24 protein-coding genes and 1 tRNA gene are annotated in these 22,858 nt (G+C 66.4%); 10 read left to right on the top strand and 15 right to left on the bottom strand.

Going from position 1 to position 22,858, the window contains the following annotated elements:
- The first annotated feature begins 70 nt into the window (after positions 1-70).
- Positions 71-475: an HNH endonuclease gene (locus CRM90_RS12185; protein ID WP_102807225.1), complete on the top strand. Its 405-nt coding sequence runs from the start codon at positions 71-73 to the stop codon at positions 473-475.
- A gap of 106 nt (positions 476-581) precedes the next feature.
- Here the strand turns inward: CRM90_RS12185 and CRM90_RS12180 are convergent.
- Both CRM90_RS12180 and CRM90_RS12175 read right to left on the bottom strand, forming a co-directional pair.
- Positions 582-653, bottom strand: a tRNA-Thr gene (locus CRM90_RS12180).
- A 44-nt stretch (positions 654-697) separates the two neighbouring features.
- On the bottom strand, positions 698-1,444 hold the full coding sequence (locus CRM90_RS12175; RefSeq protein WP_102807224.1) for a hypothetical protein: 747 nt from the start codon (positions 1,442-1,444) through the stop codon (positions 698-700).
- A 128-nt stretch (positions 1,445-1,572) separates the two neighbouring features.
- Here CRM90_RS12175 and CRM90_RS12170 point away from each other — a divergent pair, with 128 nt between their 5' ends.
- Both CRM90_RS12170 and CRM90_RS12165 read left to right on the top strand, forming a co-directional pair.
- A complete protein-coding gene (locus CRM90_RS12170; RefSeq protein ID WP_102807223.1) occupies positions 1,573-2,292 on the top strand; it encodes a response regulator transcription factor in 720 nt (239 codons plus the stop codon).
- A gap of 38 nt (positions 2,293-2,330) precedes the next feature.
- On the top strand, positions 2,331-3,770 hold the full coding sequence (locus CRM90_RS12165; protein ID WP_102807222.1) for a sensor histidine kinase: 1,440 nt from the start codon (positions 2,331-2,333) through the stop codon (positions 3,768-3,770).
- On the opposite strand, the gene CRM90_RS12160 is transcribed toward CRM90_RS12165, so the two are convergent.
- Positions 3,767-4,171, bottom strand: coding sequence for an HIT family protein (locus CRM90_RS12160; RefSeq protein WP_199189872.1), 405 nt, complete (start codon positions 4,169-4,171; stop codon positions 3,767-3,769). The two genes, CRM90_RS12165 and CRM90_RS12160, sit on opposite strands and share 4 nt — an antisense overlap.
- Positions 4,172-4,280: 109 nt before the next feature.
- On the opposite strand from CRM90_RS12160, the gene CRM90_RS12155 reads away from it, so the two are divergent.
- Complete coding sequence (locus tag CRM90_RS12155; RefSeq protein ID WP_102807220.1) at positions 4,281-5,501, top strand: bifunctional glycosyltransferase family 2/GtrA family protein; 1,221 nt, start codon at positions 4,281-4,283, stop codon at positions 5,499-5,501.
- 1 nt (position 5,502) lies between these two features.
- On the top strand, positions 5,503-7,470 hold the full coding sequence (locus CRM90_RS12150; protein ID WP_102807219.1) for a glycosyltransferase family 39 protein: 1,968 nt from the start codon (positions 5,503-5,505) through the stop codon (positions 7,468-7,470).
- Position 7,471: 1 nt separating this feature from the next.
- Here the strand turns inward: CRM90_RS12150 and CRM90_RS12145 are convergent, their stop codons facing one another.
- From CRM90_RS12145 to CRM90_RS12100, 10 genes are all read right to left on the bottom strand, one after another.
- Positions 7,472-8,341, bottom strand: a complete 870-nt coding sequence (locus CRM90_RS12145; protein ID WP_102807218.1) for an SDR family NAD(P)-dependent oxidoreductase — start codon at positions 8,339-8,341, stop codon at positions 7,472-7,474.
- Positions 8,334-8,768 (bottom strand): nuclear transport factor 2 family protein, encoded by a 435-nt coding sequence (locus CRM90_RS12140; RefSeq protein ID WP_102807217.1) that lies wholly within the window; start codon positions 8,766-8,768, stop codon positions 8,334-8,336. Before CRM90_RS12140 ends, CRM90_RS12145 begins: the two co-directional genes overlap by 8 nt.
- An 18-nt stretch (positions 8,769-8,786) precedes the next feature.
- Entirely contained in the window at positions 8,787-10,739 is a 1,953-nt protein-coding gene (locus CRM90_RS12135) for an oxidoreductase (protein ID WP_102807216.1), read from the bottom strand.
- 87 nt (positions 10,740-10,826) lie between these two features.
- Positions 10,827-11,960, bottom strand: coding sequence for an NDMA-dependent alcohol dehydrogenase (locus CRM90_RS12130; protein WP_102807215.1), 1,134 nt, complete (start codon positions 11,958-11,960; stop codon positions 10,827-10,829).
- A gap of 171 nt (positions 11,961-12,131) precedes the next feature.
- Positions 12,132-12,680 (bottom strand): nuclear transport factor 2 family protein, encoded by a 549-nt coding sequence (locus CRM90_RS12125; protein ID WP_036341669.1) that lies wholly within the window; start codon positions 12,678-12,680, stop codon positions 12,132-12,134.
- 11 nt (positions 12,681-12,691) lie between these two features.
- Positions 12,692-12,895 (bottom strand): ferredoxin Fdx, encoded by a 204-nt coding sequence (gene fdx / locus CRM90_RS12120; protein WP_102807214.1) that lies wholly within the window; start codon positions 12,893-12,895, stop codon positions 12,692-12,694.
- Positions 12,896-12,899: 4 nt separating this feature from the next.
- A complete protein-coding gene (gene cyp51, locus CRM90_RS12115; protein ID WP_199189883.1) occupies positions 12,900-14,252 on the bottom strand; it encodes a lanosterol 14-alpha demethylase in 1,353 nt (450 codons plus the stop codon).
- Positions 14,253-14,254: 2 nt separating this feature from the next.
- Positions 14,255-15,079 (bottom strand): SDR family oxidoreductase, encoded by an 825-nt coding sequence (locus CRM90_RS12110; RefSeq protein WP_102807212.1) that lies wholly within the window; start codon positions 15,077-15,079, stop codon positions 14,255-14,257.
- Between the two features lie 23 nt (positions 15,080-15,102).
- Positions 15,103-16,317 carry a cytochrome P450 gene (locus CRM90_RS12105; protein ID WP_102807211.1) on the bottom strand — a complete coding sequence of 405 codons (1,215 nt, stop codon included), beginning with the start codon at positions 16,315-16,317 and terminating at the stop codon, positions 15,103-15,105.
- Entirely contained in the window at positions 16,314-16,907 is a 594-nt protein-coding gene (locus CRM90_RS12100; protein ID WP_102807210.1) for a TetR family transcriptional regulator, read from the bottom strand. Before CRM90_RS12100 ends, CRM90_RS12105 begins: the two co-directional genes overlap by 4 nt.
- A 174-nt stretch (positions 16,908-17,081) precedes the next feature.
- On the opposite strand from CRM90_RS12100, the gene CRM90_RS12095 reads away from it, so the two are divergent.
- Genes CRM90_RS12095 through CRM90_RS12080 form a run of 4 tightly spaced genes read left to right on the top strand, consistent with a single transcriptional unit; the run spans position 17,082 to position 20,623 of the window.
- Positions 17,082-18,548: an aldehyde dehydrogenase gene (locus tag CRM90_RS12095; protein WP_102807209.1), complete on the top strand. Its 1,467-nt coding sequence runs from the start codon at positions 17,082-17,084 to the stop codon at positions 18,546-18,548.
- A gap of 28 nt (positions 18,549-18,576) precedes the next feature.
- Positions 18,577-19,329, top strand: coding sequence for an SDR family oxidoreductase (locus CRM90_RS12090; RefSeq protein WP_102807208.1), 753 nt, complete (start codon positions 18,577-18,579; stop codon positions 19,327-19,329).
- Complete coding sequence (locus tag CRM90_RS12085; RefSeq protein WP_102807207.1) at positions 19,326-20,183, top strand: NAD(P)-dependent oxidoreductase; 858 nt, start codon at positions 19,326-19,328, stop codon at positions 20,181-20,183. The genes CRM90_RS12090 and CRM90_RS12085 overlap by 4 nt, the downstream gene beginning before the upstream one ends.
- A 2-nt stretch (positions 20,184-20,185) precedes the next feature.
- Positions 20,186-20,623 (top strand): carboxymuconolactone decarboxylase family protein, encoded by a 438-nt coding sequence (locus CRM90_RS12080; RefSeq protein ID WP_102807206.1) that lies wholly within the window; start codon positions 20,186-20,188, stop codon positions 20,621-20,623.
- Here the strand turns inward: CRM90_RS12080 and CRM90_RS12075 are convergent.
- Both CRM90_RS12075 and CRM90_RS12070 read right to left on the bottom strand, forming a co-directional pair.
- Positions 20,620-21,486 (bottom strand): pyridoxamine 5'-phosphate oxidase family protein, encoded by an 867-nt coding sequence (locus CRM90_RS12075; RefSeq protein WP_233209293.1) that lies wholly within the window; start codon positions 21,484-21,486, stop codon positions 20,620-20,622. The two genes, CRM90_RS12080 and CRM90_RS12075, sit on opposite strands and share 4 nt — an antisense overlap.
- An 18-nt stretch (positions 21,487-21,504) precedes the next feature.
- Positions 21,505-22,074 carry a TIGR03086 family metal-binding protein gene (locus CRM90_RS12070; protein ID WP_102807205.1) on the bottom strand — a complete coding sequence of 190 codons (570 nt, stop codon included), beginning with the start codon at positions 22,072-22,074 and terminating at the stop codon, positions 21,505-21,507.
- 99 nt (positions 22,075-22,173) lie between these two features.
- Here CRM90_RS12070 and CRM90_RS12065 point away from each other — a divergent pair, with 99 nt between their 5' ends.
- A complete protein-coding gene (locus CRM90_RS12065; RefSeq protein WP_102807204.1) occupies positions 22,174-22,767 on the top strand; it encodes a CGNR zinc finger domain-containing protein in 594 nt (197 codons plus the stop codon).
- Positions 22,768-22,858 lie beyond the last annotated feature (91 nt).

Here is a 22,858-nt window from a genome sequence, read left to right as displayed (position 1 = left end):
AATCGCTGGCGTGGATGAGGCGACGTATTCCAATGCAAAATCTGTCGGTGGCAAGTCGTAGCGTCAGTCCATGACGGTCAAGTGCATCGGGTGCGGAATCGATATTCAGGGCAGCCAGAAGGTGTACTGCAGCAACGCATGTCAACAGGCGTACCGCCGGCGGGCGCTCTTAGATGTCTGGCTCGAAACGGGCGCATCCGGCCGCATGTCTTATAGAGGTCATTTTGTCCGTGATTACCTCTACGCGCAGCAGGATGGGCGCTGCGCCATCTGCGCAATAGCGAGCCATTGGAACGGCGCGAGCCTAGCGCTGATCATCGATCACATCGACGGGAACGCGACGAACAACCGTCGCGAGAATCTGCGGCTCATCTGTCCCAACTGTGACAGCCAGCTGCCGACATTCAAGGCTAAAAATCGCGGTAGCGGTCGCCACTACCGCCGACAGCGCTACGCCAACGGTCAGTCGTACTAGCAAATGTTTGCTGTGAATCTTGTCGAGGGCACAAACAGGCCTGGCGTCGGGAATGATCGAAGTGTGCAAAAGTGAGCGCTACCAGCATGTATGCTCTCAATTCGAGAGCCCCCTATCGGGATTGAACCGATGACCTACATATTACAAGTATGTTGCTCTACCACTGAGCTAAGGAGGCTTGGCCGACCGGAACGGGCGGAACCGCTTAACAGACTAGCGAACTCACTGCTCGTCGTCGTCGATGACCAGCCGCTCGCTGCGCACCCGCTCGGTGCCGACTGGGCGCGGCGGCGTGTAGCTGCGGCGCCGGCCGGGGATCGGGATCCGGTCGGCGATATTGCTGAGCGGATTGACCACGAGGCTCAGCGTGGTGACTGCCTCGCGCAGCGTCTCGATCGTCGGTGCCAGCGCTTCCAGTCCGGGCGCCAGCCGGTTCAGGGTGTCGGCGACATCGGCCAACTGCTCCAGGGGGCCGTTGCGCGCGGTCAGCTTCTCCACCAGGCCGCCCTCGGCCATCAGCCGGTCGGCCAGACCTTCCTCGCCGAGAATCCGCTCGATCAGGCCGTCCTCGTCGAGGAGCTGATCAACCAGCCCGCCGGGCGCCAGCGACCGGTCCAGTCCACCGCCCTCGGCGGTCAACCGGTCCAGAACACCGTCCGGCGCGGTCATCCGGTCGATCAGACCGCCCGGCCGCATCAGCCGGTCCAGCGGGCCGTCCGGTGCCAGCGCCCGCCCCAGCGGGGCGTCGTCGTCGAGCAATTGGGCGAGTTTGTTCGCCCGCGAAATGGTGTCCTCCAAGCCGAACATTTGCGCCATCGAACTCGGGGACGCTGCGCCCCCCGCCTCGCCCAGCGCGTGTTTGGTGAGGTCAACGCCCGCTCTGGCGACATCGAGCCCGACCTCGGCTGCGGCCAGTCCCACCCGTACCGGTGCGCTCGCGATACCAACGAGCGTCTTCGCCAGGTCCATCTGGCAAGTGTAGGAGCGGAAAAAGTTTGTAACCGGAGGTATCGGCTAACCGACGGGAAAACCAACTCACAGGAATCTCACAGCGCCTAGGCAGCGTGGGTTCACCAATGTGAGAGGAAATTGTCAGCATGGCCGCACCTGTTACACCCGAAACCAAACCCGAGGCACGTGTCCTCGTCGTGGACGACGAGACCAACATCGTGGAGCTCCTGTCGGTGAGCCTGAAGTTCCAGGGCTTCGAGGTCCACACCGCGTCCAGCGGCCCGGCGGCCCTCGACCGCGCTCGGGAGGTCCGGCCAGACGCCGTGATCCTCGACGTCATGATGCCCGGCATGGACGGCTTCGGTGTGTTGCGCAGGCTGCGCGCCGACGGCATCGACGCGCCCGCGCTGTTCCTGACCGCGCGCGACAGCCTGCAGGACAAGATCGCCGGACTCACGTTGGGCGGCGACGACTACGTCACCAAGCCGTTCAGCCTCGAAGAGGTCGTCGCCCGGTTGCGGGTGATCTTGCGCCGTGCAGGCAAGGGTGTGGAGGAGCCGCGCAATTCGCGGCTGAGCTTCGCCGACATCGAGCTCGACGAGGACACCCACGAGGTGTGGAAGGCCGGTGAGCCGGTCTCGCTCTCGCCGACCGAGTTCACCCTGCTGCGCTACTTCGTGATCAACGCCGGCACCGTGCTGAGCAAGCCCAAGATCCTCGACCACGTCTGGCGCTACGACTTCGGCGGTGACGTCAACGTCGTCGAGTCCTACGTCTCCTACCTGCGCCGCAAGATCGACACCGGCGAAAAGCGCCTCCTGCACACCCTGCGCGGCGTCGGATACGTGCTGCGGGAGCCGCGGTAATCGGGCGCGTCGCGCCGCTCGGCGCGAACAATAGAGAGATGCCCACGCCCTACCACCGAGCCTTGCCGCTGAGAGTCGGCCTGGTGGCCGCCATGCTGCTGCTCGTGGGATGCGGCTTGCTGGCCTCCGGGATCGCCGTCACCTCCACCCTGCAGCACGATCTCATCAATCGCGCCGACCAGACCCTCCTGGACGCCTCCCGGGGCTGGGCCCAGGCCCCTCGCCGGATGCCCCCACCCGACGAGGAGCCCAACCCGGCCAGGCCGCCGTCGAACTTCTACGTCCGCGGCGTCGACGCCGACGGCCACATCTGGATGGCCGTCAACGACCGTGACGCCGAGCCCGCCCTGCCCGACGACAACGACGTGGGGCCGGTGCCGGTGACCGTCGGGTCGCTGGAGCACTCCCCGGTTGAATGGCGTGCGGTGTCGGTGCGCGGGCCCGGCGGCGAGCTGACCACGGTGGCCATCGACATGTCCGACATCCAGTCGACCGTCCGCAGTCTGGCCTGGTCGCAATTCGCGATCGGCACGGCCGTCCTGATCATCCTCGGCGTCGCCGGCTACTGGGTGGTGCACCGCAGCCTCCGACCGCTCGTCGAAGTCGAGAAGACCGCCGCGGCGATCGCCGCCGGACAGCTGGATCGCCGTGTGCCCGAACGTGATCCACGCACCGAGGTCGGCCGGTTGTCGTTGGCGCTCAACGGCATGCTCGCCCAGATCCAGACCGCGATGGCGTCATCGGAGGAGTCCGCCGAACAGGCCCGCACCTCCGAAGAACGCATGCGGCGCTTCATCACCGACGCCAGCCACGAATTACGCACTCCGCTGACCACCATCCGCGGCTTCGCCGAGCTCTACCGGCAGGGCGCGGCCCGTGACGTCGAGATGCTGATGTCCCGCATCGAAAGCGAGTCGCGCCGGATGGGTCTACTGGTCGATGATCTGCTGTTGCTGGCCCGCCTCGACGCCCAGCGTCCGCTCGAACAGCGCCGCGTCGACCTGCTCACCCTGGCCACCGACGCCGTCCACGACGCCCAGTCGATCGCCCCGAAGCGCACCATCACCATGGAGGTCTTCGACGGCCCCGGTACCCCCGAGGTCATCGGCGACGAAGCCCGGCTGCGTCAGGTGCTCGGCAATCTGGTGGCCAACGCCCTGCAGCACACCCCGGAGACCGCCCGAATCAGTGTGCGGGTGGGCACTTCGTCGGACGACGCTGTCCTCGAAGTCGCCGACGAAGGCCCGGGCATGACACCGGACGACGCCCGGCGGGTGTTCGAGCGGTTCTATCGCACCGACTCCTCCCGCGCCCGCGCCAGTGGCGGCACCGGACTGGGGCTGTCGATCGTCGACTCGCTGGTCTACGCCCACGGTGGCCGCGTCACGGTGTCGACCGCGCCGGGCCAGGGCTGTTGTTTCCGGGTCAGCCTGCCGCGCATCGCCGACGTCGCGACCCCGGTGGCCCCAGGGATCTAGCCGATGTCGGCCAGCGCGGCCGTGATCTTGGCCTGCGCGTCGTCGAGCGACGCGGGGGAGGGACTGCGGTCGACGTTGGCGAAGCCGAAGTCAGATAGGTTGCGCGCGGGAAACACGTGCACGTGCAGGTGCGGCACTTCGAGCCCGGCGATGATCAGCCCGGACCGCTCGGCGCCGAACGCCGCACACACCGCCTTGCCGATCCGCTGGGACACCGCCATCACCTTGTTGAACACGGCCGGCTCGACGTCCTGCCAGTTGTCGACCTCGGCCCTCGGAACCACCAGCGTGTGCCCGGGGGTCATCGGCTCGATGGTCAGGAAGGCGACGACCTCGTCGTCTTCGTAGACGAATCGTCCCGGCAGTTCGCGGTTGATGATTTTGGTGAAGACGGAGGCCATGTGCCCAAGCATATGAGTAGCCGCCCGGGGCCGATCATGAAGCTGGCTCACAGCAACCCCTCAGATCCGGCCCAGTGCCACGGCAGCTTGGCCCGCGACGATCATCGGTATGACCGACACCCTGCCGGCCGAGCAGCACTCTGCTGCGATCGGCGTCGGGGGTCGCTACGTTCTCGACATCGTCATCCCGGTGTACAACGAGGAGCGCGACGTCGCGGCCTGTGTGCGACGGCTCCACCAATTCCTGATCGACGAGGTGCCCTACCGGGCCCGAATCCTGGTGGCCGACAACGCCAGTACCGACGCCACGTTGTCGGTGGCGCGGGAGCTCGCCGAGGAACTGTCCGACGTCGACGTGATCCACCTCGACGCCAAGGGCCGTGGCGGCGCACTGGCTGCCGCGTGGGCGTCATCACGGGCCGACGTCGTCGCCTATATGGATGTCGACCTGTCGACTCATCTTTCGGCGCTCATGCCGTTGGTCGCGCCGCTGGTGTCCGGGCATTCCGACATCGCGATCGGATCGCGGCTGGCCGCTTCGTCGCGGGTGGTGCGTGGCGTCAAGCGAGAAGTGGTCTCCCGCGGCTACAACCTGCTGCTGCGCGGCTTGCTCGGCGCGCGGTTCTCCGACGCCCAGTGCGGCTTCAAGGCGTTGCGCGGCGACGTCGCCCGCCAGCTGCTGCCGTTGGTCGCCGACACCGGGTGGTTCTTCGACACCGAACTGCTGGTGCTGGCCGAGAAGGCCGGCCTGCGCATCCACGAGGTGCCGGTCGACTGGATCGACGACCCGGACTCCCGCGTCGACATCCTTGCCACCGCGATCGAAGACCTCAAAGGCTGCTGGCGGGTCGGCCGGGCGCTGACCACCGGCGCCCTGCCGCTGCGCGACCTGCAGGCCGCGCTGGGCCGCGAGCCGCTGGTGCCGGGCGTACCCCGCGGCATGGTCGGCCAGATGGTGCGCTTCGGGCTGATCGGCATCGCCAGCACCATCGCCTTTGCGCTGCTGTATCTTTCGCTGCATCCCGCACTCGGCGCGCAGGCCGCCAACCTGACCGCTCTGCTGCTCACCGCCCTGGCCAACACCGCCGCGAACCGGGCCTTCACCTTCGGTATCCGCGGCCGAGCCGGTGTTGCCCGTCACCATGTCCACGGCCTGCTGATCTTCGCCTTCGGGCTGGCCATCACCAGCGGCTCGCTGTATCTGCTGCACCGCTACGACCCGACCGTCGGTAGGGGCGCCGAACTGTCAGTTCTGGTCGTGGCCAACCTGGTCGCCACCCTCGTGCGATTCGTGGCGTTGCGACGGGTATTCGGCGCGTCCAACCGCTGATATGACCATCACCGTCGAGTCGCCGGAAGTCGGCGTCGCACAAGCCATTACCTGGCGTACCCGGATACGCCCGCAGCGCTGGGCGCTAGTCGTGTTGCTGGCCGCGACTGCCGTGCTCTATCTGTGGGCCCTGGACCGATCGGGCTGGGCCAACGCGTTCTACTCCGCCGCCGAGCAGGCAGGCTCGCAGTCATGGAAGGCGCTGCTGTTCGGGTCGTCAGACGCCGCCAACTCGATCACCGTCGACAAACCGCCGCTGTCGCTGTGGATCCCGGCCCTGTCCATCCGCCTGTTCGGTCTCAATTCGTGGAGCATCCTGGCACCCCAGGCGGTCATCGGGGTGGTCTCCGTGGCCCTGCTCTGGGATGCCGTCCGCCGGCCGTTCGGTGAAGCAGCCGCACTGATCGCCGGCACGGTCCTGGCGTTGACCCCGGTGGCTGTGACGATCTTCCGCTACAACAATCCCGACGCGCTTCTGGTCCTGTTGATGATCGCCGCGGTGTGGGCGCTGCTGCGGGCGATCGATGACGGGCGGCTGCGCTGGCTGCTGGTGTCGGGATGCTGTGTGGGACTCGGGTATCTGACGAAGCAGCTCGAGGTGGCGTTGGTGCTGCCCGCTCTGGCGATCGCGTATCTGGTGGCCGGTCCACGATCGCTGCTCGCCAGGCTGGGCCAACTCGTGGCGGCGCTGGCCGCCGCGGTGGCCGCGGCGGGGTGGTGGGTGCTGCTGGTGCAGCTGTGGCCGGCGAGCGCACGGCCGTGGATCGGCGGGACGCAGACCAATTCGATCCTCGAACTGACCCTGCGCTACAACGGCTTCGGCCGGCTCAATGGCGACGAGCCGGGTAGCCTCGCCTCGCCCGGCTTCATCTCGCCGGTACATACCGGTGGCCGGACTTCGCCGCACCCCTGGGGTCAGCCCGGCATCGGCAGGTTGTTCGAGCCGGAGCAGATCGGTGGCATCAGCTGGCTACTGCCCGCCGCACTGGTGTTCGCGGTCGTCGTGCTGGTGTGGCGGGGCCGGGCCGCGCGGCGAGATCTGCGCCGCGCCGCCATTCTGGTGTGGGTTCTCTGGTTGCTGGTGACGGCGTGGGTGTTCAGCTACATGGCCGGCATTTTTCACCCGTACTACACCGTGGCTCTTGCCCCGCCGATCGCCGCGCTGACGGGCATCGGCATCGCGGTGAGTTGGCAAGAGCGGCAACGCCTATGGGTCAAAGCGGCGCTGGCGGTCGCGGTGGCGCTGACAGCTGCCATCGCGGTGGCCGTGCTGCGGCACGTCCCCGGCTTCTACCCGTGGTTGCGGTGGGCCGTCCCGCTCGCCGCCGTCCTGGTGCTGGCCGGGCTGATGATCGCCGTCATCCCGATGCCGGTGATCGTCGCGGCAGGCGCACTTGTCGCTCTCGGCGGACCCGTCGCCTACAGCGTCACGACCGTCGAGCACGGAAATTCCGGTGCAATGCCGATCACGGGACCGGTTCCCCGCATCGTGACCGCGATGACCAAGGGTGTCGCTCCGGTCCAGCGCGCCGAGATCACGTCAGCCACCGGGCCCGGATTCCTGCTGCCCCCGCGATCATCCACCACCGCACCGCATCTGGTCGGCTGCAGCTTGCTGGACTCTGGTGTGCCCGACCGGCAACTGGTCGGTCTGCTCGACGCGGATGCGCAGCGGTACACCTGGGTGGCCGCCACCATCGGATCGATGTGTGCGGCCGGCTATCAGCTGGCCAGCGGTCACCCGGTGATGCCGGTCGGTGGATTCAACGGGACCGATCCGTCTCCGGCACCCGACGAGTTCTTGCGGATGGCGCTGTCCAAGCGAATCCACTACTTCCTCGTCACCAACCCGGTCCACGAGGATAAGTGGGGACATCTGGACACCAATGCGCTGATCCAGCAATGGGTTCAGCGCAACTTCACCCCGATGCGGGTCGGCAGGGTCCTGATCTACGACCTCACGACGTAGGTCAGGCCAACATCGCCGCGATCTCGCTGATTGTCCACGGCGGCGAGTCGTGGTGATCCCGGTACTTGATGAACCCGGGGGAGGGCTTGTCGAACCTGCCCACGAAACCGCCTGCGGCGATGAAGATCTGGCCGGTGATCTTACTGGCGAGATCGCTGACCAGGTAGGCGTACATCGGTGCGACGTATTCCGGTGGCGCGGCGTCGAGCGCACCGTGGGCGCTGACGTCGTCGAGGATGCCGCGTCGCCGCAACGATTCGATCTGTTCCTCGAAATCCGATCCACTGGACAGCCGGGTCTTGGCACCCGGGCACACCACGTTGGCGCGTACCCCGTGCTCGGCCAGCTCGGCCGCGATCGCCATCGTCAGGCCGTTGACCGCACCTTTGCCTGCCGGGTAGCCGGTTCCGCCGTAATCACCAAGGAAGGCAAAGGAACTGGTGTTGACGATCGCGCCTCGGCCGCGGGCCACCATCCTGGGGGCGGCCGCCCGGCAGGTCGCGAACGTGGTTCCGACGTGGATGTCGAGGAGCTCGCGGAACTCGGCAGCCGTGACCGTGAGTATCGACGAGCCCGGGGGCTCGGGTGCGCCCGCGCAGTTCACCAGGGCATCAACAGCGCCGAATTCGCTCTCGCACAGAGCGATCAAGTCCTCGGCGACCGCCTCGTCCGCGGCCGAGCCGCCGTGTGCGACGGCGCGGCCACCGGCGTCGTTGATGGTGGCGACCGCCGCCTCAGCAGCCGCCGCGTCGCGGCCGTTGACCACAACGCCCGCACCGCATTCGGCCAGCAGCGCCGAGACGGCGGCCCCGATACCCCGTGAGCCGCCGACGACGACCGCGCCGAATCCTTCTAGCGGCCGGTCACTCACCTTCGGCAGGCGCCTGGCCGAACTGCATGCCGTCCATGTTCCAGTAGCCGCGCATATTGGTGATCAGGCCGGCGTCGTTGACGGAGTAGGTGAACACGCCGCGTACCGTGCTGGTCATTCCGCCTTCGAATTGGCTGCGCAGCACCAGGATGTGCGCAACCTCGTTCGCAGAGCTCGACGGGAATGTCTCCTCGCAGGTGACGCGAAGGTTGTTGACCGAGATGTTGGCGTCGTAGAAGTCGGCGACCGCCGCCTTGCCGCGCACGCCGTTGCCGTCGGGGTTGGTGATGGCCTGCCCGATCGGATCCTCGATCACGACATCGTCGGCCATCAGGGCCAGCCAGCCCTCGCGGTCGTGCGACATCACGGCGCGCCAGGATGCTTGCGATGCGGCCAGTGCGGGAGTGTGTTCGGTGGTTGTGGACATCAATTTCTCCTTATGTTGTCAGATACTGCAGGCGGCGCGAGCGCCATCGTCGGTGGCTTTACGGATCAGTCCCATACCGGTGCAGTCGCCAACGGCATGCACCTTGGCGCCGGGCAACCGATCGGTGAGGTCGTCGAACAGGGCGGTGTCCGCCTCGAGGCGTCCGGTGATGATCACGCTGTCGGCCGCGAGTTCGCGGCGGGTGCCGCCATGCGGGGTGAACACCACGCTGTTGTCGGTGATCTGGTGCACGTCGGCGCGCACGTGCAGCGGCACTCCCAGGCGGTCGAGCCGGTCCATGTGTTCGGTGCGGCGCTTGAGGCCCACTTCGGCGGCGATGGTGCGTCCGGATTCCAGCACGGTGACGAATCGGTCTTGGGCGCAGAGATATTCGGCGAGCTGGATCGCGGCAAGGCTGCCGCCGACGATCACCACTCGGCGACCCGCTGGGAGCGCGGCGGGGTGTGCCAGCAGGTCGCGTACGCCGTGACCGTTGATCACCCGGGGATTGTGTGCGCCGTCGATGTCGGGCACCACGATGTCGGCGCCGGTCGCGACGATCACCGCGTCAGGCTCCAGCGCGGCGACCTCGTCGACGTCGACCGGGTGTGACATCTCGAGTGTCACTGTGCTGGCTGCGATCTCACTGCGCAGATACTTCAGGAACGGTTCGTTCTCCGGATGCACGATCGACGCCCACACCAGAGCGCCACCCAGTTCGGCGTTGCGCTCGAACAACGTCACACGGTGCCCCCGCTCGGCGGCGACCCGGGCCGCTTCCAGGCCGCCCGGCCCGCCGCCGACGACTACGACGTGCTTGGGTTGCGCCACCGGGTGCACCGCCAGCTCACGTTCCTTACCGGTGCGGGGGTTCACCGCGCAGTCGACCGAGAACCGCTGTTCCATGGCGTCGATGCAGTTCTCGCACGAGATGCATCGGCGCACCCGATCCGCCTGACCGGCGTGAAGTTTGGCGGCCAGGTCCGGATCTGCCAGCATCGGCCTGCCCATCGCGATGAAGTCCGCGTGCCCGTCGGCGAGGATCTGCTCGGCGCGCGCGGGATCGTGGATGCGCCCCACCGCGATCACCGGTACGTCGACCACCTGCTTGACCGCGGCCGCGGCGCCCACGTTGAGTGCGTCGCCGTCGTCGGCGGCGTTGACCATCCCGGTGACCAGGCGGTCGATCACCCCACCGCTGACGTGGAAGGCGTCGACGCCGGCCGCCACCAGTTGCGGTGCCATCTGGGCCGTCTCGTAGCTCGGGCGGCCGCCGGCCACCCGCTCGTAGCCCGAGATCCGCAGCGTGACCGGCAGGGTGTGGCCGATCTCGGATCGGATCGCGGCCAGGGTCTGCAACACCATCCGAATGCGGCCGCCGGGGGAGTCGCCGCGGTAGTCGTCGGTGCGCCGGTTGCGTTGGGGCGCAAGGAAAGAACCCAGGAACATGTATCCGTGGGCAGCGTGGAGTTCGATGCCGTCGTAGCCGGCCTCGGCCGCGCGGCGCACGGCGGCTTTGAACAGGTCGATGATCCCGGTCAGCTGGGCCTCGGTCACCTCGGCCGAGGGGCGCCCGGTCAGGTAGGACGGGATCACCGACGGGCCCAGCGACGTGACGCCGTGCATCTCGGGCCCGAGCCCGCCGGGGCCGGCATGCACGATCTGCGGCTGGATCTTCGCGCCGTGCTCATGCACGGCCTCGACCAGTGCGCGGTGGGCGCTCACCGCCTCGTCGGTGCCGAGGTGGAGCCCGCCCGGAGTCTCTGGCTGTAGGTGGTCGATCCCGGTGGCGCCCACGGTGATCAGCCCGACGCCGCCTTTCGCGCGGGCGGCGAAGTAGTCGCGGGTGCGCTGCGACGGCAGACCGTCGGGCGTGCCGTACATGGTCTCCATCGGAGACATCACGAGCCTGTTGCGCACCGTCATCGAGCCGATGCGGCCTTCACGCAACAGGTTCGGGAAGCCGCTCATGGCCGCTGCACCATGAATTCCGGGCCGTGCCCGCGCCTTTGGGCAAGGCGGGCACGGCCCGGAAGGTCCATCAAGGACACGCGCAGGTCAGCGGTCCTCGTCGGTGTAGCGGATGACGCCGCGGATGTTGCGGCCTCCGAGCATGTCCGCGTAGCCCTCGTTGACCTGCTCGAGGCGGTACTGCCTGGTCACCATGTCGTCGAGGTTCAGCCGGCCGGCCTTGTACATCGACAGCAGCTGCGGGATGTCGTAATGCGGGTTGCCGCCGCCGAAGATGGTGCCCTGCAAGCGCTTCTGCATCAGGGTCAGCATCGCCAGGTTCAGCGTCACATTGCTGTCGGCCATGTTTGCCACGGCGGTCGCCACCACGGTGCCGCCCTTGGCGGTGATGTTCATGTAGTGGTCGATGTCCTCGCCCTTGAGCTCGCCCACGGTGACGATGGTCTTGTGCGCCATCCGTCCCTGGGTGACCTCGGCAACGCCGGCCATCGCGCTGAAGATGTCGGGGTAGGCGTGGGTGGCACCGAACTTGAGTGCGTTGTCACGCTTGAACTCGACCGGGTCGACAGCGAAGATGTTGCGCGCACCGGCGTTCAGCGCGCCCTGCAGTGCGCCGGTGCCGACGCCGCCGACGCCGACGATCACGACGTCGTCGCCGGGACGGACGTCACCGCTGCGGACGGCCGAGCCGTAACCGGTGGTCACGCCGCAGCCGACCAGGCAGGCCACCTCGAACGGGATGGTCGGGTCGATCTTCACCACCGAGCTCTTGTGCACGACCATGTACGGGCTGAACGTGCCCAGCAGCGTCATCGGGATGACCGGCTGGCCGTTCTTCACGGCGTGGATGCGGTGGGTGCCGTCGGACACCGCGGTGCCGGCCAGCAGGCCCGCGCCCAGGTCGCACAGGTTGCGCAGCCCTTCCTGGCAGGCCGGACACTCACCACACGACGGGATGAACGAGAGCACCACGTGATCGCCGGGGGCCAGGTGCTCGACGCCCGGGCCTACCTCGGTGACGATGCCGGCGCCCTCATGACCGCCCAGAACCGGGAAACCGGCCATCGGGATGTCGCCGGTGACCAGATGGTGGTCGCTGTGGCACATGCCAGAAGCTTCCATCTGGATTTTGACTTCGTCTTTGACCGGATCGCCGATCTCGATTTCCTCGATCGACCACGGTTGGTTGAACTCCCAGATGAGAGCACCTTTTGTCTTCACAGCGAACCTCCACTCGCAAAACCCGACCCCGGGGTTTTCCAGGGCGGCCGGCCGTGCCGGATGGTCAATCTAGGCAAGAATTAGAACGTGTTCCTGTCCTACTGACCATTATGACCTCCGTCACTTTCCACGTCACTGCCGGGGGCCGATTACTTGACGCCTGTCGAGTATTCACCAGATCGGCACCGGCGCCTCACCGAGGGGGTAGTAACCGGGCAGCTTCTCACCGGCGACGCTGCGCTCGATGCGCTTCTGCATGGTGGGGGTCAGGTCGCCCGACGAGATCAGCTTGACGAAGGCCTTCTGCACGTGGCCGAAGTCGAAGAAGTCGCGCTGCCATTCGATCAACAGGTCGTCGTTCAGCCGGAACCAGCTGCCGCCGATGCCGTAGATCTCGTCGCGGGTGCCGTCGGACTTGTTGGCGATCTGCTTCCAGAACCCGACGATCTCGTTCTGCTTCTCGTCGACGAGGACCTTCTGATACTCGTAGACCCAGTTCTCCAGGCCTTCCATCTCCATGCCCAGGGCGACGTCGCGGATTTCGTCCTTGCCCACACACATCACGTCTTCCTTGGGCCCGATGTTCCAGCCGTAGGTCGCGTCGTCGGTGTAGAACTCCGCCAGATTCTTCCAGTCACCGGCCGCCTCGGAGTCCTTGTTGGCCTGCAGCCAGCGCTGGACCCAGTCGTCGAGTGCTTCTCGTTTGGAAGATGAAGTCATTGTTCCGCCTTCTATTTTTCGATGATGGATAGGGCTCGGGTGGGACACATCTCTACGGCGCGCTCAACGTCGTCGCGCATCTCGTCGGGGGGTTCGCTGTCGAGAATCTCGACGGCACCGCGTTTGGGAACCCGAAAGACGTCGGGCGCCTCCAGTTCGCACATGGCGTGCCCCTGGCATAGGTCCTCGTCGAGTTCGATGCGGTAGCAGCCCATCGGACTACGCCTTCACGCGCTTGCGGTAGCGGACCTTCGCCGGCCGGGCCAGCTGCACCACCATCTTGGAGTGGTCGTTCTGATAGCTCTCCGGCGGCTGTGCCATCTCGAACTCATACTCCCGCAACAGAACCGAGAAAATCGCCTTGATCTGCATCTGGGCGAATGCGGCACCGACGCACCGGTGTCGCCCGGCGCCGAAGGGAATCCAGGTCCAGCGGTTGACGATGTCTTCCTGCCGGGGCTTCTCGTAGCGATCCGGGTCGAAGGCATCCGGGTTGGGGAAGTCCTCGGGAATGCGGTTGGAGATCGCCGGTGAGGCGGCCACCATCTGTCCCTTGTGGATCGGATATCCCTGCACCTCGAACTCGTCCTGGGCCACCCGCATCAGGATGATCAGCGGCGGGTGCAGTCGCAGCGTCTCCTTCAGCGCGTTGTCGATGTTCGGGATCTGGCGCAGCGCATGGAAACTCACCTCCTGGCCGTCTGCGTAGAGGTCGTCGAGCTCCTGCTGCACCTTGGCGTAATAGTCGGGGTTGCGCAGCAGCTCGATCAGCGTCCACGACGAGGTGCCCGAGCTGGTGTGGTGACCGGCGAACATCAGCGAGATGAACATGCCGGTGACCTCGTTGGCCGAGAAGCGCGGATTGCCCTCTTCGTCCTTGATGGACACCAGGACGTCGAGCAGGTCGCGATCGCTCTTGTCGATGGGCGGGTTGGCGATTCGGCCGGTCATGACCTCCTGCACCAGCTCCACCAGGCTGGCCCTGGCTTCGTCGCGGATCCGGAAGCTCTCGATCGGAAGGTAGGGGTCGACGTAGCAGAGCGGGTCGGTGCCGCGCTCGAGCAGGTGGTAGTAGTTCGCGAATCGCGAGTCGAGCTGGTTGCGGAACTTCAGTCCGATCAGGCATGCGGTCGAGGTGTAGATGGTGAGCTCGGCGAAGAACTCCAGCAGATCGATTTCGCCTTCGTCGCCCCAGTTTTCGATCATCCGGCGCACTTCGTTCTCGATGGTCGCCGCATGGCCCTTCATCTGCTCACCGCGCAGCGCGGTGTTGTGCAGCATCTCGGCCCGACGCTCCGGGTCCGCGTCGAACACCACGCCCTCGCCAAAGATCGGCGTCATGAACGGGTAGGCCTCGGCCTGGTTGAGGTCGGCGTCGGGGGAGCGGAAGAAGAACTCGTTGGCCTCGGAGCCGGTCAGCAGGATGACCTGCTTGTCGGCGAGCTGGAACCAGCCGAGGTCACCACACTCCTCGCGGATGCGCTGCATCAGCCCGATCGGGTCGGTACGGAACTCCTCGAGGTGGCCGTGCTCTTCTTCGCCACCCGAAACACGTTGTACCTCTTTGGTTATGGTCACGATGGCATCCCTTCTTCACCGAGGGTGAGCTTCTGGCGGTCTTTGTTGTCGGCCAACGGCGCTTCGGGCTGGAGCTCCATATTGGCGATAAAGCTGCCGCGGGGGGTCTCGGCGACGAACGTGATGGCGCGGGCGAGGTCGGCGGCGCGCATGAAGTAGTCGTGTCGAGCCTGTCCCCACTTGGCCCAGTCCTCCAGTGCAGGTCCGATGAGTTCGGCCGGCAGGCTCCAGCCCATCGAGGTCTTGGTCGGGCCGGGATGGACGATCGAGGCGCGCACCCCGGTGCCTTCCAGTTCCATCTGGTAGTTGGTCACCATCGAAACCAGGGCGGCCTTGGCCGCACCGTAGGCGCCCATGTGGGGCCGTGGCCGCAGCGACACATCAGATCCCACGAAGATCAGGTCGCCACGCTGCCGTTCGAGCATGCCCGGCAGGACTGCGGAGGCGACTCGGTAGGCGCCGACCAGATGGATCTGGACCTGGGACTCGAACTCGTCGATGCTGATCGAGTCGAGCTTGCCGAAGTATGTGTCACCCGCACCGGCCACCAGTACCTCGATCTCGCCGAGTTCGGCGGTGGTCTGCTCCACCGCGGCCTTTACCGAGTCGGGGTCGGTGACGTCCAAGTGCACTGCGATGGCCTCGCCACCGTCGGCACGGATCTTGTCCACGATCTCCTGCAACTTGTCCACCCGACGGGCACCCAGAGCGACGGGAAAGCCGTTGGCGGCGAGCTTGATCGCGGTGGCTTCACCGATACCGGACGACGCGCCGGCGACCAGCGCGGGCCTGCGGTCGGGGAGGGGGTCGAAACGGGGCATTCGGGAACCTTTCGGGCGTGCTTCTAGCGAGCCTGCACTGTGATGGGCAGATGGGCGAAACCGCGGACGTTGCTGGAGTGGACCCGCACCGAATTCGCTTCGTCGACCTCATAGCCGCGGATGCGTTTGAACAACTCTTCCAACGCAACCCGCGCTTCCATCCGGGCCAGGTGCGCACCGAGGCAGAAGTGCGCGCCGCTGCCGAAACTCTGCAGCTTGGCGCCGATGTCGCGGCCGATGAGGTAGTCGTCGGGATTGTCGAAGGCGCGCTCGTCGCGGTGGGCCGATCCCGGCAACAGCAGGACCACGTCCCCGTCGGGGATGACGGTGTCGTAGAGCGTCAGCTCACCGGCGACGGTGCGGGCCAGGATCTGGCTGGACGTGTCATAGCGCAGCGTCTCCTCGACCCAGAGCGGCACCCGGGACAGGTCGGTGTAAACTTCCGCCAGCTGGTCGGGATTCTTGTGACCCCAAAATGCGGCATTGGCAAGAAGTTTGGTGGTGGTCTCGTTGCCGGCGATCACCATCAGGAACATGAAGCCCAGCACTTCGTCGTCAGTGAGGCGATCACCGTCGATCTCGGCGTCCAGCAGGGCCGTCGTGAGGTCCTCGCTCGGGTTCTTCCTGCGCTCTTCGACCATCGCCTGGTAGTAGACGATCAGGTTCAGTGACGCCTCGACCGCCTCCGGCGGCACGTCGGTGACACCTTCGTCGCGGTGCATCACGCCGTCGGCCCAGGCCCGCACCTGAACGCGGTCGGCCTCCGGCACCCCCATCAGTTCGGAGATGACGTCCATCGGCAGCTTGCCTGCGAACTCGTCGACGTAGTCCACCGTCCCGCCGGCGGCGGCCTTCTCCATCAGGACGTCGAGATGCTTGGTGGCGATCTCGGTGACGCGGGGCTCAAGTTCGCGAATCCGCCTGGGCGTGAACCCTTTCGAGACCAGGGTCCGCAGCCGCAGGTGAGCCGGGTCGTCCATCGCCAGGAAGGACATGGTCTTGGAGGCATGCGGTCCGCGCGAGGCCGGGTCCAGCGAGACACCGTACTTGTTGGACAGTGTCGTACTGTTGCGGAATCCCTGGAGGACGTCGGAGTGGCGGGACAGCGCCCAGAACTTCAGTTCCTCGTTGTAGTACAGCGGAGCCTCGTCGCGCAGCCGCTTGTAGTACGGATAGGGATCTTCGTGGAAGTCGTAGTTGTACGGGTCGAGCAGAATATCCGGACTCTGCACGCTCATTGGTTCTCTCCCAAGATAAGACTCACGACGTATTCCATTCGGTCGGCGACCTCGCGGTAGCTCAGGGTGCCGCTGCCGGCGTGCACGAGCGCGCCGAAGTACGTCATCTCCAGTGCGGACACGATCTTCGGATCGGCGTCCGGTCCCAACGCCGACTTGATGCGCTTGTGGATCTCGGCGCCGATCCGGTCGCGGACCCGCACCACCCCGGCATCGTTGCTCAGCACCGCGGTGGTGCAGGCTGCGGCGAACTCCGGCTCGTCGGCGATCACCAGCGCAAGACTGCGCAGCGACTGCTGAACGCGGTGCAGGCGCGGGTCGTTGACGTCGGTGAAGTAGGGCACCTCGAGAACGCGGTCGAGGTACACCTCGGCGATCAGATGGTTCTTCGACGAGAAGTACGTGTAAGCGGTGGCCGGCGCGACCTTCGCGCGTGCGGCGACGGCGCGGACGGTGAGGTCGGCGTAGGACGACTCCCGCAGCATCTCCAGGCCGGCCCGCAGGACCTTGCGGAAGGTCTCTTCCTGGCGGCGATTGCGCGGCACGTCATCCCCGTTGGGGCTGACAGCCATGGCGGCATCGCTGGACACATGTCCAAGTTATCGGAACGGAGTCTGACAAGGCAAGAGGGGGTGACTAATTACCTGTTCATAGGCATCTTTGCATGGCCGCAGGACGGACCCTTGCACCGCGCCCGCGTCTGCCGCTATGGTGCGAAAGACGAAATCTCGGACACGTGTCCAACGAAGCAGACGGGAATCGGGATGGCGATTGCGGCGGACAGGAACAGCGATCTCTTCCTTGACGGGGAGCTGGTGCCGGGCGGCAATGGCCGATACCCGACGATCAATCCGGCAACCGAAGAGGTCCTGGGTACCGCGGCCGACGGCAGTGCTGAGGACATGAGCCGGGCCATCGACGCCGCGCGCCGTGCCTTCGACACCACCGAGTGGTCCACCAACACCGAACTCCGGGTACGTGGCATTCGCCAGCTGCGCGACGCGATGAAGGAGCACGTCGAGGAACTGCGTGAGATGACGATGGCGGAGGTGGGTGCCCCGCGCATGCTGACCGCTGCCGCCCAACTCGAGGGGCCGGTCGAAGACCTGTCGTTCTCGGCCGACACTGCCGAGAGCTACTCGTGGCGGCAGGATCTGGGTATCGCGGCGCCGATGGGCATCAAGACTGCGCGGACCATCGTCCGCGAGGCGGTCGGCGTGGTCGGTGCGATCACGCCGTGGAACTTCCCGCACCAGATCAACCTCGCCAAGCTCGGCCCGGCGCTGGCGGCGGGCAACACCATCGTGCTCAAGCCCGCGCCCGATACCCCCTGGTGTGCAGCGGTTCTCGGTGAGCTGATCGCCGAGCACACCGATATCCCGCCGGGCGTGGTCAACATCGTCACCTCCAACGACCACGCGGTTGGAGCCATGCTGTCCAGTGACCCACGCGTCGACATGGTGTCGTTCACCGGTTCGACGAACACCGGCCGGGCGGTGATGGCCGCGGGCGCCGCGACCATCAAGAAGGTCTTCCTGGAGCTCGGCGGCAAGTCCGCATTCCTGGTGCTCGATGACGCCGACCTGGCCGGCGCGTGCTCGATGGCGGCGTTCACCGCGTCGATGCACGCCGGACAGGGCTGCGCGATCACCACTCGTCTGGTGGTGCCACGCGCCCGCTACGACGAAGCGGTCGAGGCGGCCGCGGCGACGATGGGCGGCATCAAGGCGGGCGACCCGACCAACCCCGGAACCATTTGCGGGCCGGTCATTTCCGAGCGGCAACGCGACCGGGTGCAGTCCTACCTCGACCTCGCGATCACCGAAGGCGGCCGGTTCGCCTGCGGCGGAGGCCGCCCGGCCGACCGCGATACCGGCTACTTCATCTCGCCGACTGTCATTGCGGGGCTCGACAATTCGGCGCGAGTGGCGCGGGAGGAAATCTTCGGCCCGGTGCTGACGGTGATCGCCCACGACGGTGACGACGACGCGGTCAACATCGCCAACGATTCGCCGTACGGCCTGTCGGGCAGCGTGTTCAGCAGTGATCCCGAGCGCGCGCAAGGCGTCGCAGACCGGCTGCGGGTCGGCACCGTGAACGTCAACGGCGGCGTGTGGTATTCCGCGGACGTACCCTTCGGCGGCTACAAGCAATCCGGGGTCGGCAGGGAAATGGGTCTGGCCGGCTTCGAGGAATACCTCGAGCTGAAAGTCATTGCCACAGCGGTCTGACCGCACCACAGACTAGAGAGGAACTCAGATGGGACAGTTCGACGACAAGGTGGCCATCGTCACCGGCGCAGGCGGCGGTATCGGCCAGGCGTACGCCGAGGCGCTCGCCCGGGAAGGCGCCGCCGTGGTGGTCGCCGATATCAACACCGATGGCGCGCAGAAGGTCGCCGACGCGATCTTGGGTGAGGGCGGCACCGCGCTTGCGCTGCCGGTGGACGTCAGCGATCCGGTGTCGGCCAAGGCGATGGCCGATCAGACGCTCGCCGAATTCGGCGGCATCGACTACCTGGTCAACAACGCCGCGATCTTCGGCGGGATGAAGCTGGACTTCCTGATCACCGTCGACTGGGACTACTACAAGAAGTTCATGAGCGTGAACCTCGACGGCGCGCTGGTCTGCACCCGGGCGGTGTACAAGAAGATGGCCAAGCGCGGCGGCGGTGCGATCATCAACCAATCGTCCACCGCGGCATGGTTGTACTCGAACTTCTACGGGCTGGCCAAGGCCGGGGTCAACAGCCTCACCCAGCAGCTGGCCACCGAACTCGGTGGCCAGAACATCCGGATCAACGCGATCGCGCCGGGCCCGATCAACACCGAGGCCAACCGCACCACCACGCCGCAGGAGATGGTCGCCGACATCGTCAAGGGAATTCCGTTGTCGCGCATGGGCGAAGTCGACGACCTGGTGGGGATGTGTCTGTTCCTGCTGTCCGATCAGGCGAAGTGGATCACCGGCCAGATCTTCAACGTCGACGGTGGACAGATTTTCCGCTCATGACGACGTCTAGCGAGCTGAAGGTCGGCTACATCGGGCTGGGCAATCAGGGTGCGCCGATGGCCAAGCGGCTCGTCGAGTGGCCCGGCGGCCTCATCGTCTTCGATGTGCGGACCGAGGCCATGACCCCGTTGGCCGAACTCGGCGCCACCCTGGCGGACAGCGTCGCCGACGTCGCCACGGCCGACGTCATCGAAGTGACCGTGCTCAACGACGAGCAGGTCCGCGACGTCGTCGGTGAACTCGCCGCGCACGCCAAGCCGGGCACCGTGATCGCGATCCATTCCACGATCGAGCCGGACACCGCCGCAGAGCTGGCCGAGCATCTGCGCCCCAAGGGTATTCACGTCGTCGACGCCCCGGTCAGCGGCGGAGCGGGTGCCGCCGACAAGGGTGAGCTGGCCGTGATGGTCGGCGCCGACGACGAGGCGTACGAACTGGTCAAGCCGGTGTTCAAGAAGTGGGCATCGATGGTGGTTCGCGCCGGCGAGCCGGGGGCCGGAACCCGGATGAAGTTGGCTCGTAACATGTTGACCTTCATCGGTTTTGCCGCCGCCTGCGAGGCGTCGCGGCTGGCCGAGGCGGCCGGAATCGACTTGCAGAAGTTGGGCCGGGTGGTACGGCACAGCGACGCCCAGAGCGGCGGGCCCGGCGCGATCATGGTCCGCGACGACACCAAGCCGCTGCAGCCCGACCACTTCGTCTACAACATGTTCGTCCACACCCGCGGGCTGGCCGAGAAGGATCTGAAGCTGGCGCTGGGCCTCGGTGAGGCCAACGGCGTCGAATTGCCGTTGGCCGAGATCGCGTTACGGGACCTGGCCGCCGGTCTCGGTGTGCCCAACACGAAGGAGTGACGATGGACGAATTGCGCCGCAAGGGCCTGGACAAGATGAACGAGGTCTACGGCTGGGAGATGCCGGACTCGCCGGGCGACTACTTCGCGCTCACCGCCGATCATCTCTTCGGCACCATCTGGTCGCGGCCGGGATTGTCCATGCGGGACAAGCGGATCATGACGCTGACCGTCGTCACCGCGCTCGGCATCTCCGACCTGGCCGAGATTCAGGCCAACGCCGCCTTGCACAATGAGGAGCTCACCCCTGAGGAGCTCAAGGAGATGGCGATCTTCCTGACGCACTACCTGGGGTTCCCCTTGGGCTCGAAGTTGGACGGCGTTGTCACCAAAGTTGTGTCCAAGCGCAAGAAAGCCGCCGAAGCCGGTCAGGGCGAAGACAAGAAGGCGAACGTCAACGACGCGCTCAAGATGCACAGCGGGACGACGCTCGACGACTAGCCGAGCGTGGCGATGACGCGTCGGGCGGTGAAGATCACCCGACGTCCGGTCCGAAGGTGGTTGTCGGATTGCTCGGCATCCCACACCACCTCTGCGGTACCGGACAAGTGCAGGGTGGTGCCCGCGTCGACGAACAACAGCGCCGCGCTCGGGTCCACCGCCAGATTGCCGAAGCTGTTGAACATGTTGTTGCCGGGGTAATCCGGCCACCACAAACTGTGGGCCTTCGCGCGCACAAAGCCGGCGGGTCCGCCGCGGTGTGATGCATCGTTGCCCGATGTGGGATGGGTGGTGCCGAGGAAGAACGCCGCCGACCTTTCGATGAGCTCGCGGTCCTCGGAACGTAGCGCGGTGCCCGTGAAGACCCTCGTGCGATGGGGCTGGCGCGGGTCTGCCGTGGGCTGGGCGGACGGGTCGATGTACTTCGGGCAGTTGCCGTAGGCCTGATCAACGTCGATGTCGATGCCGCCCGGATCCCGTTGCGTCAGTTGGCCATTGATGCGAAATCGGCGCCGTGCGACAAAATCGATGACGAGCACACCGACCGGCTGATCGGTCGGTGCTGTAGCCAGTGGATCCGCGTCAGGAAGTTCGCTGTCGATGTGAAGTCTTGTCGGTGTGGCGGCGCTGAGGAACCCGGGTTCGCCCGATACCGGTGAAATCCACAGCCGGCCTTCGGTGTCGCGTGCCGTGAGGACGGCCAGTCGTGACGACGCCAGGAACGCGGCTATGCCGGCGCCGAGGCGGCCCCGACTCGCCATGGGCGCGAGGTGCGCCGCCCGTTCACCAACGCCGGCTCGTTTCTGGACGGCCAGCTCGCCGCTGTGGAATCCCACAGCGGCGGGCCGTTCTTCATGCGTCATAGGTACGCCTCATGCCCGTCAGAGGGGGTGACGGCCGGCGAAGGCGACGACCCGTTGGATCGGGGTGGCCGTGCCGTCTGTGTGTACGGCGGGGCCGAAGAGTTCCTGGGGTCGCAGAGCAGGCACGAGCGCCGATCCCACGTTTTCGGCGAGCGCTGCCTCAGCGTCGTCGAACTCGACCGCCCGGTTGAGCGCGACCGCCAGATCCCAGCTGTGGATGAGCGTCGAATAGGTGACGATTCCGACCGCCTGTGCGGCAGGCATCTCACCGAGCACCGATGTGACCGGTTGCTGCCAGTCGGTGATCGCCGCCCAGGCTCGCTGAGAGCGCTCGATGGAACGTCGCGCCACGGCCAGGGGGTCGGAGCCGAGGATGTCGGCGCCGCTGAACAACTCCTCTTCGCCGGGGCCGTCGCCGCCGTCCGCAGCGGCGGCAAACGCATCGATCGAGGCGATGGTGTGGCTCACCAGGGATCGGACATCCCAGCCGGTGCAGGGGCTGGGTAGGCCCAGATCAGTGGCGTCGAGCGTCGTCACCAGGTCGACCAGGCGGCGATCAGCGCTACGCAGTACGTCCAGCGGGTCCATCGGCACTTCCTCATTTCTAACGGTTATGTACAGCAATTGACGTTAGTATTTCTATGTCGCCGACACTAACGCTGTCAAGCCGCTGCTAGCATTAGTGCGATGGAATCGGGGTCTCTGCTGCACAAGGCGCAGGCGGCGGGGTTCATCGTGGCCGGAGAGCCGCTGGCTCTTGACCTGGCGGACACCCTCATCACCGTCGGCGAGCCTGCCGTGGACCTTCTCCCGGATGAGGAGGCCAATCGGCGGTGGTGGGAGCTGCAACAGGAACGGTTGCCTGGCGGCCCGCCGCCGCCGCTCGAGTCCACGGTTGAACTGCGCCAGGCGATCCGGCACATCCTGGATGCGCGACTGGCGGAGGTGGCCCCCGACGAAGCGGCCGTCGCCCGTGTCAATGCCGCTGCCGCCGGCGCGCCCTCGACACGCTCGCTGGTGCACACCCCGTCCGGCTGGGCGGCGATCGCCACCCGCCACGCCCCCGCCGATCGTCCCTACCTGCTCGCGCTCGCGGCAGCCGCGGAAAGCCTGATCGATGTGCTCACCGGCCCCGCCCAGGACCGGCTGCGGAGATGTCAAAACCCGGCGTGCAGCATGCTTTTCGTTGCGTCGGACGCCCGTCGCAAGTTCTGCACCCAGAACATCTGCGCCAACAGGACGCGGGTGGCTCGCCACTATCAGCGCCACCGCCCGGACTAGCTGCTGCTTCGTTTTTTGTCGGTGGGTCGAACTAGTGTGCGGCTCCTCAGGTTGTTGTGGGTAGCTTGACCTGCAGTCCGCCGAGGCAGAG

It is taken from the genome of Mycobacterium sp. ENV421 (assembly GCF_002887815.1).
Taxonomy (GTDB): domain Bacteria; phylum Actinomycetota; class Actinomycetes; order Mycobacteriales; family Mycobacteriaceae; genus Mycobacterium.
Note: the sequence above shows the minus strand (reverse complement) of the source record. Positions and strands in the feature narration are given on the sequence as shown.